The organism is Bacteroides luti (assembly GCF_900128905.1).
Classification (GTDB): Bacteria; Bacteroidota; Bacteroidia; order Bacteroidales; family Bacteroidaceae; genus Bacteroides; species Bacteroides luti.
This window is the reverse complement of record NZ_FQTV01000001.1, coordinates 406,289-424,881: the sequence shown is the minus strand read 5'-3', so window position 1 is coordinate 424,881 and position 18,593 is coordinate 406,289. Positions and strand designations below refer to the sequence as shown.

At 34.4% G+C, this 18,593-nt stretch carries 20 protein-coding genes; 16 read left to right on the top strand and 4 right to left on the bottom strand.

What is annotated here, in order from left to right; genetic code table 11:
* Nucleotides 1–489 precede the first annotated feature (489 nt).
* Nucleotides 490–1,314 (top strand): hypothetical protein, encoded by an 825-nt coding sequence (locus BUC21_RS01835; RefSeq protein WP_073398799.1) that lies wholly within the window; start codon nt 490–492, stop codon nt 1,312–1,314.
* Nucleotides 1,315–1,324: 10 nt separating this feature from the next.
* On the top strand, nt 1,325–2,614 hold the full coding sequence (locus tag BUC21_RS01830; protein ID WP_073398798.1) for an LVIVD repeat-containing protein: 1,290 nt from the start codon (nt 1,325–1,327) through the stop codon (nt 2,612–2,614).
* A 136-nt stretch (nt 2,615–2,750) separates the two neighbouring features.
* On the opposite strand, the gene BUC21_RS01825 is transcribed toward BUC21_RS01830, so the two are convergent.
* Nucleotides 2,751–3,476, bottom strand: a complete 726-nt coding sequence (locus BUC21_RS01825; protein WP_083547539.1) for an RloB family protein — start codon at nt 3,474–3,476, stop codon at nt 2,751–2,753.
* Nucleotides 3,460–4,674 (bottom strand): AAA family ATPase, encoded by a 1,215-nt coding sequence (locus BUC21_RS01820; protein ID WP_073398797.1) that lies wholly within the window; start codon nt 4,672–4,674, stop codon nt 3,460–3,462. The genes BUC21_RS01825 and BUC21_RS01820 overlap by 17 nt, the downstream gene beginning before the upstream one ends.
* A gap of 337 nt (nt 4,675–5,011) precedes the next feature.
* Between BUC21_RS01820 and BUC21_RS01815 the strand changes: the two genes are divergently transcribed.
* Nucleotides 5,012–5,341, top strand: a complete 330-nt coding sequence (locus tag BUC21_RS01815) for a hypothetical protein (RefSeq protein ID WP_073398796.1) — start codon at nt 5,012–5,014, stop codon at nt 5,339–5,341.
* An 88-nt stretch (nt 5,342–5,429) separates the two neighbouring features.
* Here the strand turns inward: BUC21_RS01815 and BUC21_RS01810 are convergent, their stop codons facing one another.
* Nucleotides 5,430–6,605 (bottom strand): DUF418 domain-containing protein, encoded by a 1,176-nt coding sequence (locus BUC21_RS01810; protein WP_073398795.1) that lies wholly within the window; start codon nt 6,603–6,605, stop codon nt 5,430–5,432.
* A gap of 256 nt (nt 6,606–6,861) precedes the next feature.
* Between BUC21_RS01810 and BUC21_RS01805 the strand changes: the two genes are divergently transcribed.
* Complete coding sequence (locus BUC21_RS01805; RefSeq protein WP_073398794.1) at nt 6,862–8,271, top strand: amidophosphoribosyltransferase; 1,410 nt, start codon at nt 6,862–6,864, stop codon at nt 8,269–8,271.
* 42 nt (nt 8,272–8,313) lie between these two features.
* On the opposite strand, the gene BUC21_RS01800 is transcribed toward BUC21_RS01805, so the two are convergent.
* The gene (locus BUC21_RS01800; protein ID WP_083547536.1) at nt 8,314–9,156 is read right to left on the bottom strand and encodes a leucine-rich repeat domain-containing protein; all 843 of its coding nucleotides are present in this window, start codon (nt 9,154–9,156) and stop codon (nt 8,314–8,316) included.
* A 139-nt stretch (nt 9,157–9,295) separates the two neighbouring features.
* On the opposite strand from BUC21_RS01800, the gene BUC21_RS01795 reads away from it, so the two are divergent.
* The 12 genes from BUC21_RS01795 to BUC21_RS01740 all read left to right on the top strand — a co-directional run bounded on the left by BUC21_RS01795 (nt 9,296) and on the right by BUC21_RS01740 (nt 18,589).
* On the top strand, nt 9,296–9,547 hold the full coding sequence (locus BUC21_RS01795) for a hypothetical protein (RefSeq protein WP_073398792.1): 252 nt from the start codon (nt 9,296–9,298) through the stop codon (nt 9,545–9,547).
* Between the two features lie 143 nt (nt 9,548–9,690).
* Nucleotides 9,691–10,608 carry a slipin family protein gene (locus BUC21_RS01790; protein ID WP_073398791.1) on the top strand — a complete coding sequence of 306 codons (918 nt, stop codon included), beginning with the start codon at nt 9,691–9,693 and terminating at the stop codon, nt 10,606–10,608.
* Nucleotides 10,609–10,794: 186 nt separating this feature from the next.
* Nucleotides 10,795–11,847, top strand: coding sequence for an alpha/beta hydrolase (locus BUC21_RS01785; protein ID WP_083547535.1), 1,053 nt, complete (start codon nt 10,795–10,797; stop codon nt 11,845–11,847).
* 366 nt (nt 11,848–12,213) lie between these two features.
* On the top strand, nt 12,214–12,555 hold the full coding sequence (locus tag BUC21_RS01780; RefSeq protein WP_073398790.1) for a PadR family transcriptional regulator: 342 nt from the start codon (nt 12,214–12,216) through the stop codon (nt 12,553–12,555).
* Nucleotides 12,552–13,652, top strand: a complete 1,101-nt coding sequence (locus BUC21_RS01775; RefSeq protein ID WP_073398789.1) for a PspC domain-containing protein — start codon at nt 12,552–12,554, stop codon at nt 13,650–13,652. Before BUC21_RS01780 ends, BUC21_RS01775 begins: the two co-directional genes overlap by 4 nt.
* Before the next feature lie 279 nt (nt 13,653–13,931).
* Nucleotides 13,932–15,449, top strand: coding sequence for a F0F1 ATP synthase subunit beta (gene atpD / locus BUC21_RS01770; protein ID WP_073398788.1), 1,518 nt, complete (start codon nt 13,932–13,934; stop codon nt 15,447–15,449).
* A 40-nt stretch (nt 15,450–15,489) separates the two neighbouring features.
* Nucleotides 15,490–15,726 carry an ATP synthase F1 subunit epsilon gene (gene atpC, locus BUC21_RS01765; RefSeq protein ID WP_073398787.1) on the top strand — a complete coding sequence of 79 codons (237 nt, stop codon included), beginning with the start codon at nt 15,490–15,492 and terminating at the stop codon, nt 15,724–15,726.
* Nucleotides 15,727–15,760: 34 nt separating this feature from the next.
* Nucleotides 15,761–16,180 carry a hypothetical protein gene (locus tag BUC21_RS01760; protein ID WP_073398786.1) on the top strand — a complete coding sequence of 140 codons (420 nt, stop codon included), beginning with the start codon at nt 15,761–15,763 and terminating at the stop codon, nt 16,178–16,180.
* The gene (gene atpB / locus BUC21_RS01755) at nt 16,161–17,231 is read left to right on the top strand and encodes a F0F1 ATP synthase subunit A (protein ID WP_073398785.1); all 1,071 of its coding nucleotides are present in this window, start codon (nt 16,161–16,163) and stop codon (nt 17,229–17,231) included. Before BUC21_RS01760 ends, atpB begins: the two co-directional genes overlap by 20 nt.
* 43 nt (nt 17,232–17,274) lie before the next feature.
* Nucleotides 17,275–17,526 (top strand): ATP synthase F0 subunit C, encoded by a 252-nt coding sequence (gene atpE, locus BUC21_RS01750; protein ID WP_073398784.1) that lies wholly within the window; start codon nt 17,275–17,277, stop codon nt 17,524–17,526.
* 4 nt (nt 17,527–17,530) lie between these two features.
* Nucleotides 17,531–18,031 (top strand): F0F1 ATP synthase subunit B, encoded by a 501-nt coding sequence (gene atpF / locus BUC21_RS01745; protein ID WP_073398783.1) that lies wholly within the window; start codon nt 17,531–17,533, stop codon nt 18,029–18,031.
* Nucleotides 18,032–18,034: 3 nt separating this feature from the next.
* Nucleotides 18,035–18,589: a F0F1 ATP synthase subunit delta gene (locus tag BUC21_RS01740; RefSeq protein ID WP_073398782.1), complete on the top strand. Its 555-nt coding sequence runs from the start codon at nt 18,035–18,037 to the stop codon at nt 18,587–18,589.
* Nucleotides 18,590–18,593 lie beyond the last annotated feature (4 nt).

Sequence of the window (18,593 nt, the reverse complement as noted above, 5' to 3'; positions counted from 1 at the left end):
AATGATAGAACTTCAGCGATGCTAGGAGAATTCATTTTATTCATTGTTCAAAGATAAAGAATTAACACTTATCCCACAACTTTTTATACTGAGCCGTAATATCTATTGCATCTACTTTTATATTTATCTTTGTCAAGGTAATTCTCCTCTCCCGGAATAAAGTGAGCTTTTCTTATTATCATAAATAAAGTGTATTAGCTTATGCATTTCTTAGAAATGCTATATAACCTAGCTTCTTCAGTTAAGCTGGAATAACTTTGAATGGTTTTTTTTGTTTTTAGTGAGTCTTATAAACTCTATTACTCATATTTTCTGATTCCTTTGCTGTATTCGTTTATATATTTGATACTGGAATTTAATATTACATTATAAGTAAACCAATTGATCTTAATTTCATGTGAAAACCAAAATTAATTTCTTTTATATGCAGTATTATCCAATTAGTTTCATTTTAGTATAAAAAGATATATAACTTTAAATACATGCTATATGATAAAACGAACATTGATATTCAGCTTGTTTGTATGGATAGGCCTCTTATCTACCTATGCTCAAACGGAAGCACCAGTTGTAAATTATCCCCAATTTGAGAAAGGGTATGTATACCTTAAAAATGGTGAGATAATTAAAGGTCAATATATTTATTCTGTCAATCTTGATAAAATAAGAGTCGTGTCTGGAAATGTTTCAAAGGTAATAGATGTATCAGAAATTGAAATGATTTCTAAATCGAAAAAAGTGACGAATGAAGATAAAATGGAAAAAGGCTTATCAAATTTTGTTCCTTCGGCTAAGAAATTTTTTAATTTAACAGAAATGGGGTTACTTATTGGAAACTCTGATAATAAGAAAGATGCTCCTCTTGTTTTTCGTACTTCTTTTGATTATAACATTAATAAAAATGTTGCTGCTGGCTTAGGTCTTGGAATTGATTTTCTGAATGAAACGTATATGCCTGTAACTGCTAATGTTATTTATAAATTCAGAAACGAAAAGTATTCTCCTTATATAATGCTTCAGGGGGGATATGAAATTCCGATTGATGATTCTCAATTAGCATATAATGATATTGTTCCTAGTAGTGTAATCAGTTATAATACATATTATTGGTCGGCAAATAAGAAACTCGATCCTAAAGGTGGATTTTTATTTAGTCCGTCGATGGGATTACTTGTTCATCTGAATTCTCAGTTCGGATTGAATATGTCTGTCGGATATCAGTATCACAGGCAGCATTATACATCTTCTGATGATTATAAGCTTGATATTGATTACAACCGTCTGTTAATAAAACTAGGTATCACTATTTATTAAATCTAATGATATGAAAACCAAATACTATATATTACTTTTATTGTCTATGCTCTCTTTAACTGCATGCATGGATAAATATACTGAGACTTCAACTGTAAACTCTCCCATATATATGAGTTATGAGACTTTAAGAAGTGCAGTAAAATCAACTTCACCTCAAACTTTGGCAAATCCAGGAAAAATATATTTTAAAGACAATTATTTATTTGTTGTAGAAAAGCTTAGAGGTATACATATTTTGGATCTTACTACTCCTGCAAATCCAAAGAATATAGGTTTTATAGAAGTCCCTGGATGTATTGACTTAGCAATAAAGAATAATATTTTGTTCGCTGATAGTTATGTTGATCTGGTTGCGATTGATGTTTCGGATATTAGCAAAATTAAAGAAGTAAACAGAGTAAAGAATGCTTTAGCTTATACAGTTCCTCAGATAAATGACAAATATCGGGTAAAAGAAGTGGATAAAGAGAAAGGAGTTGTTATAGGCTGGGAATTGGTAACAGAAAAGCGTGAACTTGAATATAATGAGACTCCTATTTATCCAATGTGGGATAAATATTATACTTCAAATAGTTATGCTGAACTGAATGCTGCTGCAGGTGGTATTTCGGGGAGTGGCTTTGGAAAAGGAGGTTCTATGGCACGCTTCGGATTGTATGATAAATATTTGTATGTCGTTGATAACAGTCAACTAACAATGTTTGATGTGGGAACTCCTGGTTCTCCGGTAAATATTGGAAAGCAAACAGTGGGATGGAGTATAGAAACGATGTTTATTTATGATGATCATCTCTTTTTTGGGACTACAAATGGAATGTTAGTTTATAGTCTTAATGTTCCAACAGTTCCGGCTTATGTCAGTATGTTCTCTCATGCAACAAGCTGCGATCCTGTTGTTATTCAGAACGGATACGCATACATCACTCTTCGCGGAGGACAAACTTGTCATGGAGATATAAACCGTTTGGATGTCGTTAAGCTTTCGTCCGATTATAAAACCAATCAATTGGTGGGTTCATTTAATATGACCAAACCTTATGGAGTGGGTATTGAAGGAAATACTTTGTTTGTTTGCGATGGAGAGGCAGGACTTAAAATATATAATGCTGCTGATAAGACAAAGATTACTGATAATTTGATTGCTGCTTTCCCAGGAATCAAGACTTATGATGTGATTCCTGTTAACGGATACTTATTTATGATAGGAGAAGGCGGCTTTTATTTATATGATTATTCAAATATAAATGATATCAAGCAGATTAGTAAAATTCCTGTAACACCATTCTATGCCGACTGATAATGTTCTGAATAGATAGGATTTGCATATATGATTCTAATAAGCTCCCTTTGTTTAGTAATACCCCGATTACTAAGCGAAGGGAGCTTGGCATTTAAATATGCATAAACGAATTTATTTTCAGACCGACAAACCTTTAATTGGATACAATTTCTTCCACTAACTTGAAAACAGCTGTTACAGATTCTGCATTTGCCGGCAATAAATTAGATTTTTGACTATAGATTCTTTTTGCCCGTTCAATAGCAAGATCCTGTCGAGACCTTTTTGTTGCAGGATCTTTGGATTGTAATATTTCAAATAAATGTTCAGTAACAATTTTACTACCTTTGCCGGCGTAACTTGCACCAAATATCTTGATATGTTTGTTGATTATTTCATTGTATTCATTTCTGTGTAGCAGCCCACCGTGATGATCTACAAAATGCAATATAAGCCAATATTCAAAGGCTTGATTTGAATAAGCGCAGAAAAAATTATGTTCGTTTGCCATTGAGATGGCCTGACTAAACATTTTGTTTGTGAAATCGTCTTTATCAAACACGCACCACACTTCATCCGGCTTATCTCCATCAGATTTTGAAGAGTAAATCTCAATGGCCTTATGGACCAAAGAGACTGTATTGTAACCAAGACCCACAGTTTCAATAGCTACATTAGGCCTTCTGAATTGATTAAAATAAGACGTCTCAGTATTTTTACCCTCACATACTATAAGAAACTTCTTTAATGTAGATCGGGTGGGAGCTTTTCTTATTAAATCGGGTGTTTCACCTCTTCTCCGTCTAAGCGATGTTTGCGGTTCGTGCTGATCATTGTCAAGAGAAATGTGTTTTATTCCATCTCTAATCTCTATTTTCATTATCTTCTTCTTTTTTAGAGGTGAATGATTTATTCATGTTTTTCAGATAAGGAACCGCTCCAAATCTTCCTTCCAAATATTTTTTCTGCAGATTTGCTCCTGGTCTCAACATAAAATCGGCAGCAGACGTTAGAGATGCTTCTCCGTATCTGTTCTTTGAAACGAAATAAATCTGGTCTTTTCTGAAAAGATCACTCGATAATAAATTAGTATTTTGCGTATTGAATATCAATTGTGCATTATGTGGATTTGTTTCTTCTGAATGAAATAACTTAAGAAGAGCAACGATAAGATCGTGATGCAAACCGGAATCAAGTTCGTCAATCATTAATATTTTGCCTCTGTCTAGTGTATCGAGAATAGGGGCAGTTAATGAAAGAAAATGAATAGTACCGTTCGATTCATCTTCGAGCATGAAAGGCGTTTCGTCCACCCTTAATTTATTCTCGTCGTATACGGTATGAAGTGTCTGAATTTCATCTCTGTTTATAGGATGGCGCACAAAATCATTAATGCTAAAATCGGCATCTTTCATCAGACGAACAATCTTTTGCTTCATCGGGGTAGATAATTTGTCAAGCGTATAGCTTTGCACATTGCTGCCATCGGCAGAGAGCAAATTTACATGATGAAACCATTTCACTATTTTCTGAGAAAGCTGATCGTTAAACTGAGCCAATACGGTTAGCAGAAGGCTGTCTTCACGTATCATGTCTTCTTCTACCAGACTTTTAACTCGTTTCAGCTCAGAAGAATCATATTCAATGACTTTCCCTTCACGATAGAATAGTTCTTTTTCTTTCTTTTCTTTTTTGTACAGCCATTCTGACAAAATATTTTTTTTGGTCAGTTCGAATCCGTACCGATATTGTATTTCATCTAGAATAAATACAACTTCGAAGAAGCTTGGGCTTTCTTTAGATTCTGTACTTAGTCTGAAGTTATCTATGCTAAACCCTCTGTCTACAGCATTATTGGTAGATCTTTCAACCATTAAGCGCATAAACTGGAAAGCATTTAGCAGCTTTGTTTTTCCACTGGCATTTGGACCGTAAATTACAACAGATTTAAGAAGATTAATATTATCTGTCTTGATAACATTATCTACATTATCCTTGATATGATTGGATGCTACCAAACTCAATTTAGTCTCATCTTTAAAGCATTTGAAGTTTTCAAAATGAAATTGTACTAACATAATTTTAGGTATTAGTTCTACAAATATAATAATTGTAGTATACATTCAGGTTTATAAACTACCATTTATTTTTTATTGGTCAATAGTTTTATTTTATTCATGAATAAATTAAAATCATTGGCGAATAGATTGAAATTATTGACCAATGAATTTTAGCTGTTTTTCCAACACATATTCAGTCTGTGTTAAATAAAGGAAAATAAGATTATATATATAATAACCTTCAGGCCGAAGCAGCCAAAATTCAAACAATTGCTCTTTCTGGTTTGTTTTTTAATATATGAGATGGATGAACGTTTAATGAAATTATTGAACCATTTATTTAAAAAATGAGATTATGAAAGATTCGAGCAAATCAAAAGAAGAAGTAGCTGAAATCATTAAAAGAATAATGAAGAAACTAGAGAAACATGAAATCACTATTGAAGAAGCTAAAAGACTTTCAAAGAAAGCTAAAGAAGAAATTGATAAAAATGTTGATGAATTGGAGTCTTTAATTTCAAAAGCTATAGATGCTTATAAAAAAGAGTGCGATGAACGCATGAATGAGTTTGATGAGCCTTGTAAAAATGCTACTATCATAGGGCAAAAATATGTTCATCTATATAATAAAGAGCGATTGCTTGCAAAATATGATATGTTTTCCGATGAAGTTATTCTTTCATAAAGTGAAACTAATTCTTTGATGAGTGTTTATGAAAAAGCAAAGCCGACCCTAACAAAGAGTCGGCTTTATTAATATATTGAAATTTCTATTATCGACTTGTGCCTATCCAAGTCAGTTTATGCCAAACTCCTTCCAACACTCCATACCGATGATCTTTTTGCCAGTATTTACAGAATGTCCATTGAATAATCATAAGCATTAAGCCAATTAAAAGAGAATAAGTAGCTCCTGTATATTGGTATAAACCTAATCCAAATCCATAATAAATGCACGAACCTAAAATAGATTGCATAACGTAATTACTCATACTCATACGACCTAAAACTGAAAATTTATCAAGCGCATTTCTTAAATTAGTATTTTCGTACAGTAATACAAATCCTGAAACAAGGAAAACAAGGAAGGCAAAGTTGGTCCATGATTTTGTAATTAACTCCAAAGATCTAAATACTGCTGTATTAGTAATTGATTGGCTTGTTACACTTTTACTCACGAAATATAAAGGTATAAATAGTATTAATGAATATATTAATGCCTTTGTCCAGAATTTATTGTTCTCGGGAGATTTAACGAATTTCTGTGTTCTTCCCAATAACATACCAAACATAAACAATGCCGGAGTCTGAAATACGCGTCCAGCTTCCCAGGTCCACAAATAAACAGCTGTTTTGCCATTCGTTAAGTTCCCGTAAATGGTATCTATAAACGAATTTTTTGGAATATATTCACCCATTTTACCAAAATATTCCCAGGATGCCGGATTTGGAATTGCTTGTTGTGGATGTATAATAGCTGATAATACTTTTATCCATTCATATGGTTGGAGAATAAGTATAACTGCAATAAAAAGAACTGTTTTGGTATTTAACTTTGCTACCGGAATAAGAGTGAAACCTAAAATGGCATATATTGTCAATATATCGCCTTGATAGAAGCTTGAATTAATCATACCGAATCCGTATAGTAATACTAGTCGCCATGCAAAACGTGCACGAAAATCTTTTCCTTTTAATTCCTGATTATGTTGTTGGATATAAAAAGTAAGACCAAACAGTAAGGCAAATATTCCGTAAGCTTTTCCCGCAAAAAGAAAGAACATTGTATCCCAAATAGTTTTATCGAGACTCACTAACCATGCCGGTAAACCTGTGGGTAAAAAGTAATAATCAAAATGCTCAAGATTGTGTAACAATAATATTGCTACAATAGCAAAACCGCGTAAAGCATCAACGCTTTGAATTCGTGGAGATTTAAGGGATGTCATAAGTGTTTGTGTGTTTTTAAATTGTAAATTAATAGTGCGCAATTTACAAAAAGATGTTGAATGGACAACTAATTTTTACTTGCAAATTCGCATAATATTAAAAAGTAGCTTTTGTGTTTTAGTATAGACTCTCGTTTTTTTTGAATTCTTTTAATTTGTTTTTAATTTAATTATGAAATAACATCCTATTCCCTTGCATCATAAGTCTAATTCAAGTATTTTCGTGACTTAAATTTATGTATAAAAACGGAATTATATGAGTGGTTTTTTTGGCAGTATTTCAAAAGTTGATTGTGTAGCCGACGTATTTTATGGCACAGATTATCATTCTCATTTAGGGACGAAAAGGGCTGGTTTAGCTTTTTTGTCTAAGGAAAAAGGTATTCAAAGAGCGATCCATAGTCTTGAAGACGGATATTTCAGAAATAAATTTGAAAATGATATTAAGAACTTTTCCGGCAACAGTGGAATTGGTGTAATTAGCGATACCGAGGCGCAACCTATTGTGGTAAATTCACATTTGGGACGATTTGCTGTGGTTACAGTATGTAAAATAGTAAATTACGATGAACTGGAAAAATATTTTCTGGATAAACATCATACCTTTTCCGAGACTAGTCAGGGTACAGTAAATCCTACTGAATTAGTGGCTATGCTCATTGCAGAAGGGGATAATTTTCTATCGGGAATCGAGAATGTTTATAAACGAGTGAAAGGATCTTGCTCAATGTTAGTTCTAACGGAAGAAGGTATTCTGGCAGCTCGAGATAAACTGGGCCGTACACCAATTATTCTCGGGAAAAAAGAAGATGCTTATGCAGCTGCATTCGAAACTTGTTCTTTCTCAAATCTTGGATATGAAATTGATAAATTTATGGGACCTGGCGAGGTTGTTCGTATTACTGCTGATGGATATGAGCAACTACGCAAGCCAAATGAAAAAATGCAGGTTTGCGCCTTCCTTTGGGTTTATTATGGATACCCACCTTCATTTTACGAAGGAATAAATGTAGATGAATGCAGATACCGTTGTGGCGCTGCACTTGCAGAGAATGATGATGTTAAAGCAGATTTTGTAGCAGGTATTCCCGATTCTGGTATTGGACATGCAATGGGATATAGCCACAAAACAGGAATCCCTCTCAAACGTCCGTACTCAAAATATACACCTACATGGCCTCGTAGCTTTATGCCTCAAAGCCAGAATATGCGTGAATTAGTGGCAAAGATGAAACTGATTCCAAATAAATCAATTATTTATGGAAAAAGCGGTATTTTCCTTGACGACTCTATTGTGCGTGGTACGCAATTAAAAGATAATGTACACGATTTGCATGAAGCTGGAATTAAAGAGGTTAATATGAGAATTGCTTGTCCTCCATTAACTTATCCTTGCGAGTTCCTTAATTTTAGTCGTTCACGCTCAAGTCTTGAATTGGCTACTCATAAAGCAATAAAGAAACTAGAAGGTAAGGAGGGTGTTGCTTTTAAAGAATATTCGGATAGTAATAGCGAAAAATACAAAGCTATGGTCGATGTAATAAGAGAGGAACTTGGACTAACAACACTTACTTTCCAAACACTGGACGATTTGGTGAAAGCAATTGGACTTCCAAAAGAAAGGTTATGTACGCATTGTTTTGATGGTTCTAGTTACTTTGAATAGTTATTTAAAAAGTAAGAGAAGTCTGTTTTTTGCAGACTTCTCTTATTTTTCTTCTATTATATTTGAAAAATAGTTCCAACCCTCAGCATTGGAATAATCATCGTATGTGCCATTCGGAATATAAAGCCTGCACATGGATGCATCTATTCCTTTAAATGTATCAGTTCCGCTTACTTTAGGAGAAACAGAACTATTACAGTATATTTTTTGTAATCCGCTACAACCAGTAAAAGCATACTCACCTATAAAAGAAACATTGCTTGGTATAATAAATGAAGTCAATCCATAACATCCGGTAAATCCATAATTCCCGATTGATGTAATGCCGTTTGGTATTGATATTGACTTCAGACCAAAGCATCCTGCAAAAGCAAAATCTCCAATGGCTGTAACATTATTCGGTACGATAAATGTAGTCAGGTTGAAACATCCAGAAAAAGCTCCATTACAGATTGAATTTATATTGTTTGGTATAACCAGTTTCGTTAGTTTGAATAGCTCTGCAAACATATAATCTGTAATCGAACTATCTTTTGTCAGAAAGTCATTGAAATATTTATCGCCACCTTCAACAATATTAGCATTAGCCAAATCAAGTTTAGTTAGCATGCCTTCAGTCTTAATGCTTTTTAGACTCCCGCCTCCGGTCATTTCACGAATAAAAGTAATATCTGTACCATTCAGATTGCCCGACAATGTGAGATCGGTAATTGAATATTTATTTTTTGACTTTATCAGGGTAGACAATGTTCCTGCTTTCTCTACATGAATAAATACTTGAGAATCATCTAGCGCACGGAATTTGAAGCTTAAAAACAAGCAGATAGTTATTAGTAATGAAATTGTAATTACTAATAATTGCCTAAAAGTTGAACTTGGTTTCATAATCAATCAACAGCTAAGGATTAATATTGAAAAACGTGTGCATTTTATATAACAATTAATACTATTATTTGTTTTTAATGTATATTCCATGCTTTTTATATGGCTGTGATTTATTATTAACCTAAAAAAAGATATAAACATGCAAAACTTTAAATTAATCGATGAAATAGTGCAGGAATTAAAACAGAACTATCCTGCATTGTCCGACTATGAGTTATTGTCTATTGCTATCCAAAAGCAACGCAATGACATATTGATTGCAGGCTTAAGTGTTTGCCAGGATAGTGGTTATCCATCTGGCATAGAATCAATAGCTGCCCAATTAGGACTAAAAGCCAGATATAGAGATAATGATGATTTGAGTGAACTTAATCTGGATATTCTTGACTAAGTATAATTGCAATTTAAAAGCGATTTATATTTCTGTCCTTATAAAAAATTATGCACTGAATATATGTTTTTAACAGAGTGTTAGTTTTAAATAAAAGTATCGCACTTATATAAAAGTATTAATCTTTAAAATTTGAGTACAAGATGAGAAATGATAGTTCTGTTGCAACCTTGCTCTTTATTGTAATAGCAGTAATAGGAGCACTTTTAGCATTTGCTGTAGATAGTGAATTCAAGTCTGGAATAAGTCAGACTATATTGGTTCTGTTTTTATTTGCTGCCGTATTTACATCATGGTCAACAAAAGTTGCAACTCAGTGGAACAGAGCTGTTGTATTGCGTCTTGGTAGATTTCAGTCATTAAGAGGACCTGGAATATTCTTTATTATTCCTATTATAGATTCTATACCTTACTGGATTGATATTCGTGTTATCAGTACAGCGTTTAAAGCAGAAAAGACATTGACCAAAGATACTGTTCCGGTTGATGTAGATGCTGTGCTTTTCTGGAAAGTAGTTGATCCTAAAAAAGCAGCTTTGGATGTAGCCGAATACAATAGTGCAATAGCCTGGGCTTCACAAACAGCACTTCGGGATGTTATTGGTAAAACAATGCTTGCTGATATGTTGGAAGGGCGTGATAAAATTAGTGCCATATTACAAACTATTATTGATGAAAGAACTGAACCTTGGGGTATTAATGTCATCTCTGTTGAAGTTAAGGATGTACTTATCCCGCAAGGATTAGAAGCTGCCATGTCTATGCAGGCACAAGCAGAACGAGAACGCCAGGCCAGAGTTATCTTAGGCGATTCTGAACGCCAGATTGCAGATAAGTTTGTTGAAGCAGCTAATACTTATGCCGATAATCCAGATGCATTCCATCTTCGTGCAATGAATATGCTATACGAAGGGTTGAAAACAAATGCAACCATTGTTGTAGTGCCTAGTACGGCTGTAGAGAGTATGGGACTTGGCGGTTTAGCTGGAACTGTAGCTTTAGCAGATGTCGTTAAAAAGGAAAAGGCAAAGCCGAAATATACCCCACGATCAGATGATTGATTATAATGAAAGAGTAATTGTTTAAATTAGAATAAAGAGTGAATATGGAAATTTTTTCTTATTTAAAACGTTATGTTTTTCTAGAATATATAGTTAAAAAGATTCTTTTGGCAACGGATATATCTATTTATCGATATATTTGTCAGGAGAATCTTTTAATATTTGTTTAATATAAAAGTTTAGAGTATGAGAAAACTGAATTTTGGATATAATGCAATTGCTGTTGTTTGTTTGTCATTTATGATTGGTGGTTGTAGTAATATGGCCAAAACAAGCAGGTATACAGAAATCTATAAACAGAATGTTGCTTCAACAAATGTTTCTGGATTAGGTGAATATGCTCAGGATAAGGCGGCTGAGAGAAAAATAGATATGTCGCAGTTTAAAGCAACAGAATTGGATATCCCTTATGCTTTTGGTGGTAGAACAAATCCTGCTCAACGCTTAGATATTATATATCCGTCAGTAGGAGAGGCTCCATATAAAGTAATAATAGTGTTTCATGGTGGTGGATGGGCATATGGTAATAAAGATTCAGAAACGATATCTTCTATTATGCTAGCTACTACTCAAGGTTATGCAGTTGTATCTGTAAATTATCGTCTTTCTAATCAGGCTGTTTGGCCAGCACCACTTTTTGATGCAAAAGCAGCTGTACGCTTTATTCGTGCAAATGCCGAGAAGTATAAATTAGATGCTACAAATATTGTTGTTTGGGGGAACTCTGCAGGCGGCCATCTTGCTGAAATGTTAGGTGCTACAAATGGAATACCTCAATATGAAGACCTAGCAATGGGTAGTGCAAAGTCTTCATCAGATGTGCAAGGAATTGTTTCTTGGTATGGAGTAGCTGATATGAGTGATTTTCCTACGTTAAAGGAACCTGCAAATCAGGAAATGGGATTTAATACTCAGATACCTGAATATAAAGAAAAAGCTCAAAAAGCAAGCCCGCTTTATCTTGTAACAAAGAATTTTCCTCCAATCCTTCTTGTGCATGGAACGAATGATCAGGTTGTTCCTTATCGTCAATCTGTTAAATTGCTAGAAGCTATAAAAAAGGTATGTAATGATGATCGTGCTTCACTGAAAACATTTGATGGAGCAGGACATGGAGATGCAGTTATAAAAACCTGGGACAATGTAATGGATAATTTGAATTTTGTTGATAAGGTATTATGGCCTTATGGAGTAAATCCTTTCAGAAATGATAATAAAATTGATATAAAGGTTTTATAATACATAAATCCGTTCTTGGATATTATATCCTCATGCTTTTACTCAATAAAGCATGAGGATTTCTTTTTTTATAGAAAAATAATGAAAGAATTTGAATTGTAACTTATTCTTTATTGTTTGTAGAGAATAACAATAATTCCTCAATTTTTTATTGTATACATACTATATGTTTTTAGAATAAAGAATCATTTTGTTATATTTATCTATAAAAACATGCAGATATATTTATTAAATATTTATCTTTACTTGTATATAATACGTATAATCTTATTTGGTTAAACGTTAATATTCTGTAATTTATAGTACTATGTATAACAAAGTACCTTGCGATTACATATATTTGTATCGTCAAATAAAAGTAAGACTATGAATGCAGACAATGTTAAATCGCAAATGCGCAAAGGGATGCTGGAATATTGCATCTTATTATTGGTGCATAAGGAGCCTGCCTATGCTTCTGATATTATTCAGAAACTGAAAGAGGCAAAGCTGATAGTGGTAGAGGGAACACTTTATCCGTTGCTCACTCGGCTGAAAAATGATGATTTGCTTGAATATGAATGGGTGGAGTCTACTCAAGGGCCACCACGTAAATATTATAAGCTAACTTCTAAAGGAGAAGTTTTTTTAGGTGAACTTGAAACAGCCTGGAAAGAACTGAATGAAACTGTAAATCATATAACATTAAACGAATCGATAATAGAATGAAAAAAACATTGACTGTGAATTTAGGAGGCACGGTTTTCCACATTGATGAAGACGCGTACCATTTGTTGGATAAATATCTGGCTAATCTTAAAGTGCATTTTCGTAAAGAAGTTGGGGCTGAAGAGATTGTGAAAGATATGGAGCTTAGAATCTCGGAGCTTTTTACTGAAAAAGTAAATTCAGGCGTTCAGGTAATCACTGTAGAATATGTTGAGGAAGTTATTAAACGTATGGGGAAACCTGAAGAACTTTCCGATGAAGAAGTGAAAGAAGAAAAGGTTTCAGGCGAACCTCGTCAGGAAGCATATTCAAGTGGTGAATCTGATCAGACCCGCCGTCGTTTCTATCGTAATCCTGATGATAAGATATTAGGTGGTTTAGCCTCTGGTTTAGCAGCATATATGGGATGGGATCCTACTTTGGTTCGATTACTTCTAATCGTATTGGTATTCTTTGGAGTAGGAGTTGTTATTCCTATATATATAGTATGCTGGATTGTAGTTCCTGAGGCACATACTGCAGCAGAAAAACTAGCCATGAGAGGAGAGAAGGTTACAGTTGAGAATATTGGCAAAACAGTAACTGATGGATTTGAAAAAGTTGCTGGAGGAGTAAATGATTATGTAAATTCAGGCAAACCGCGTACGGCTTTACAAAAGTTAGGAGATGCGTTTGTGCAAGTTGTAGGAGTCTTTATTAAGGTATTGCTTGTATTGCTGGCAATTGTATTCTGTCCAGTACTATTTGTTTTGATTATAGTTCTTTTCGCTCTTATAATAGCAGCTTTTTCAATAGTTTTGGGTGGTGGTGCTGCTTTTATAAGTTGGCTTCCTTTTATTAATGATTGGAATTTAATTTCAACCTCACCGGTTAATATTGTTTTGGCATGCATTACAGGTATAGCATTAGTCGGCATTCCTTTAGCTGGATTAGTTTTTTCAATCTTCCGTAAATTGCTCGATTGGAAACCTATGTCTCCAACTGTAAAAACCATATTGGTTATACTTTGGGTAATAAGTTTGATTGCATCCATTATATTATTCCCGATTATTGGTATTCCATATTGGAATCATCACATTTACACAATCACGATTTAATTAGAGTAGTACGTTAAATAATAGTTTAGCAGGCAGCTATTTTTGATTTAGTAATCATTAATAGTTGCCTGCTTAGTTTATATAATATGTGTTATTTTTCTGATTTTATGATTCTTATTGGAATGTTGTGCACGATAATAAAAATGAAAATTGTGTTTTCTGAACTAAAAAATCGCTAAAAAAAGCAGTGTGTAACATTTTGTTCTTATCTTTGTGATTATGTAAAAGAGTTCTTAAAACAAAGAATAGTAACTAAATAAATTATAAAATATATAGCTTATGTCACAGATAATAGGGCATATCTCACAAGTAATTGGTCCGGTAGTGGATGTATTCTTTGAGAGTACGGGTGAAAAGGTTAAATTGCCTAGCATCCATGATGCCATGGAAATTAAGCGTAAGAATGGAAAAACGCTTATCGTTGAAGTTCAGCAACATATTGGTGAGAATACAGTTCGTACAGTAGCTATGGATAGTACTGACGGATTGCAAAGAGGATTAGAAGTTATTGCTTTGGGAACCCCAATTACAATGCCTATCGGTGATCAGGTAAAAGGACGCTTGATGAATGTGATAGGAGAGGCTGTTGATGGTATGGAAGAATTGGATAAGAGTGGTTCGTATCCTATTCACCGCGAACCTCCTAAATTTGATGAATTAACAACATCAAGAGAAGTACTATACACAGGTATTAAGGTAATCGACCTATTGGAACCTTATTCAAAAGGTGGTAAGATTGGTTTGTTCGGTGGTGCCGGTGTAGGAAAGACTGTATTGATTATGGAGTTAATCAATAATATCGCAAAAAAAGGAAATGGTTTCTCTGTATTTGCTGGTGTTGGAGAACGTACTCGTGAAGGTAACGATTTGCTTCGTGAAATGATTGAGTCTGGTGTTATCCGATATGGCGAAAAGTTCAAGGAATCAATGGCTGAAGGAAATTGGGATTTATCTTTAGTTGATAAAGATGAAATGGCAAAATCTCAGGCTACATTGGTATATGGACAGATGAATGAACCTCCAGGTGCACGTTCTTCTGTTGCTCTTTCCGGTCTATCTGTAGCAGAATCTTTCCGTGATTCAGGGGCTTCTGATGGAGTACAAAAAGATATCTTGTTATTTATTGATAATATTTTCCGTTTTACTCAGGCTGGTTCTGAGGTGTCTGCATTGTTAGGACGTATGCCATCTGCTGTAGGATACCAACCAACATTGGCTACTGAAATGGGTGCTATGCAGGAACGTATTACTTCAACAAAGAATGGTTCAATTACTTCTGTTCAGGCTGTTTATGTACCTGCTGATGACTTGACCGACCCTGCTCCGGCAACAACATTCTCTCACTTGGATGCAACTACCGTACTAAGCCGTAAGATTACAGAGTTGGGTATCTATCCGGCTGTAGATCCATTGGAATCTACTTCGCGTATTCTGGATCCATTAGTTGTTGGTCAGGAACATTATGATACTGCTCAACGAGTAAAACAGATTCTGCAACGTAATAAGGAACTTCAGGATATTATTGCCATTCTAGGTATGGAAGAATTGTCTGACGAAGACCGATTAACAGTAAATCGTGCCCGTCGTGTACAACGTTTCCTATCTCAACCATTTACTGTGGCTGAACAGTTTACCGGAGTACAAGGCGTTATGGTTTCTATCGAAGATACTATTAAAGGATTCAAGATGATTATGGATGGTGAAGTTGACTATCTTCCAGAACCAGCATTCCTGAATGTGGGTACAATTGAAGAAGCTATTGAGAAAGGTAAGAAACTTTTGGCTCAGGCTAAATAATTGCCATGTTAGAACTTGGCAAACTAGTATATAAGAATTTATGAAATTAGAAATATTATCGCCGGAACGGACACTTTACAAAGGTGATGTAGATGTTGTAACTTTACCAGGAACTCTTGGTAGATTTACAATTCTGCAGGACCATGCCCCGATGATTTCTTCTTTAAAAGAGGGAATAATAAGGATAAAACCTTATGAAGGGGAAGAGGTGGAACTTTCCATAAAAGGAGGATTTGTAGAAGTCAAACGGAATGAAGTATCCGTTTGCGTAGAATAGAAATAGAACGCACAAACCTTTAAATCTTAATCTTATGAAAGTATTGCGGAAAAGATTCCTTGTAGTATTAACTGTAGTAATTGGAATTGCAACAATTATAGGCGCTGTAGTGACTTATTTTGTATTTCCAAGAGAGCTTTTTCTATGGTATTTCGGCATACCGTTGTTTTACTATTTAGTAGGATTGGGCTTTGGAGAAGTATTAAGAAGAATAAATAGAGAGTCAAACGAAAGGCTCTTAAATATCTACTTAATGGTTAAGATTGCAAAGATTATTATTACTATTTTTTTCATGGCGCTTTCCATGATGTTAGTAGATAATAGGTACGATAAAGAGTTTGTGGTTACTATCGGAATATTCTATATGGTTTACCTGATATTGGAATCCAAGTTCTATTTTGATTTTGAAAAGAGTTTAAAAAGAAAAAAGACGAATGAAAAGCTTAAAGTATAATATAAGGAGATATACATGGTTGTTGCTATTAATGTTTATACCCGTGTTGTCAATCTCTGCCAATGAGTCAAAAGGTGAAGGCGGAGTAGATGTGAAAGAAATTGTATTCGGTCACATCGGCGATTCTTACGAATGGCACATCACTACATGGGGAGAAACTCATATATCTATTCCGTTACCTGTTATTGTAATGGGGAATAACGGTCAATGGCACATGTTTTTTTCTTCTGAATTCCATCATTCTCCAACAGGCGAACATGAAGGCTTTTATATAGCTAAAGAAGGACAATATAAAGGTAAAATTGTCAAAAAAGACGCTTCTGGTACTGAAATCAGACCTATAGACTTGTCTATTACCAAAACAGCTTTTGCTATTATTTTAAACAGTGTTCTTCTTTGTATAGTAATACTTAGTGTGGCTCGTTGGTCAAAAAGGAGTTCAAATCAAGCTCCTAAAGGATTTATCGGTTTTATGGAAATGTTTATCATGAATATAAACGATAATGTGATAAAGGCTTGTATTGGAAAGGGATATGAACGTTATGCACCATATTTGCTAACAGTATTTTTCTTTATATTCTTTAATAACTTAATGGGGTTGATACCAATATTCCCGGGAGGAGCAAATGTTACCGGTAATATTGCAATAACACTTACATTAGCTTGTTGCACATTATTGGCTGTTAATCTTTTTGGTACTAAAGAATATTGGAAAGAAATATTTTGGCCAGATGTTCCATTAGCATTGAAGCCTATTATGATTCCTATCGAAATAGTAGGTATATTAACAAAGCCATTTGCTTTGATGATTCGTCTCTTTGCTAATATGATGGCAGGCCACTCAGTTATTCTCAGTCTAGTATGTCTGGTATTCATTACAGCTGTGATGGGACCTGTTCTTAATGGCTCTATGACTGTTTTATCTGTCTTTTTTGGAATCTTTATGAATATCCTTGAACTTTTGGTTGCATATATCCAGGCATATGTATTTACTATGCTTTCTGCAGTATTTATTGGATTATCTCAGGTTCATGGTCATCACGCAAAATAAAAACAAATATAAATTTAATATAAACCATTAAAAATAAAAAATTATGTTAGGAACAGTATTATTACAGGCAGCAGCTGCCGGTTTGGGATTAGGTAAATTAGGTGCAGCAATTGGTGCAGGTATTGCAGCAGTAGGAGCTGGTATTGGTATTGGTAAAATTGGTAGCTCAGCTATGGAAGCTATTGCTCGCCAACCTGAATCTGCCGGTGATATTCGTATGAATATGATTATTATTGCTGCCTTGGTTGAAGGTGTTGCATTATTCGCAGTTGTTGTTTGTTTCTTAGCTCTATAATAATATGTCATTATTACAACCTGAATTTGGACTTCTATTCTGGATGCTCCTCTCTTTCGTGGTGGTATTTATCATCCTTGCTAAGTTTGGTTTTCCTATTATCACTAAGATGGTGGAAGACCGCAAGCAATTTATTGATAAATCACTGGAGGCTGCAAAAACTGCTAATGAACAATTGGCGGGTATTAAAGCAGATGGAGAAGCAATGCTGGCTGAAGCTCGTGAAGAACAGGTGAAAATCTTGAATGATGCAGCTGCTATTCGCGATAAAATTATCAGCGAAGCAAAAGTCACTGCTCAATTAGAAGCCAAAAAACAATTGGACGAAGTAAGACTTCAGATACAGGCAGAGAAAGAAGAAGCTATCCGTGATGTACGTCGCCAGATAGCAGTCCTATCTGTAGATATTGCTGAAAAAGTAATACGTACTAGTCTGAAGAAAGACAAAGAGCAGATGGATATGATTGATCGTTTGTTGGATGAAGTGACAGTATCAAAATCATAAGCAATGAATATAGGTATTATTCCCATGCGTTATGCTAAAGCGTTATTTGCTTTTGCACAGGACAAAGGTTTGGAAGAGAAAGTATATGCTGAAATGAGCACATTGTCTCAAAGCTTTGCTGAACACTCTTCTCTTAAAACCGTGCTTGATAATCCTGTGTTGAAAAACAAAGATAAGCATAAGCTGATATGCACTGCGGCCGGTACTCAGGTGAGCGATGTCTATGCTCGTTTCATTGAATTGGTTTTGCATCATAAAAGAGAAAAGCACCTGCAATCCATTGCTTTGATGTATCAGGATTTATACCGTAAAGCTAAAAAAATCTCTATCGGATCATTGGTCACAGCATCTCCTTTGAGTGCTGAAACAGAAGATCGGATGAAGGAAATGCTGATGAAAGATAAGGAAGGAACTCTGGAATTTAAAACTGCTGTTGATCCTGAAATTCTTGGTGGATTTATCTTTGGTATTGATACCTATCGTTTGGATGCTAGTGTGGCAACACAACTTAAACGGGTGAAGACTCAGTTTATGGATAAGAATAGAAAAAGTATATAAATAA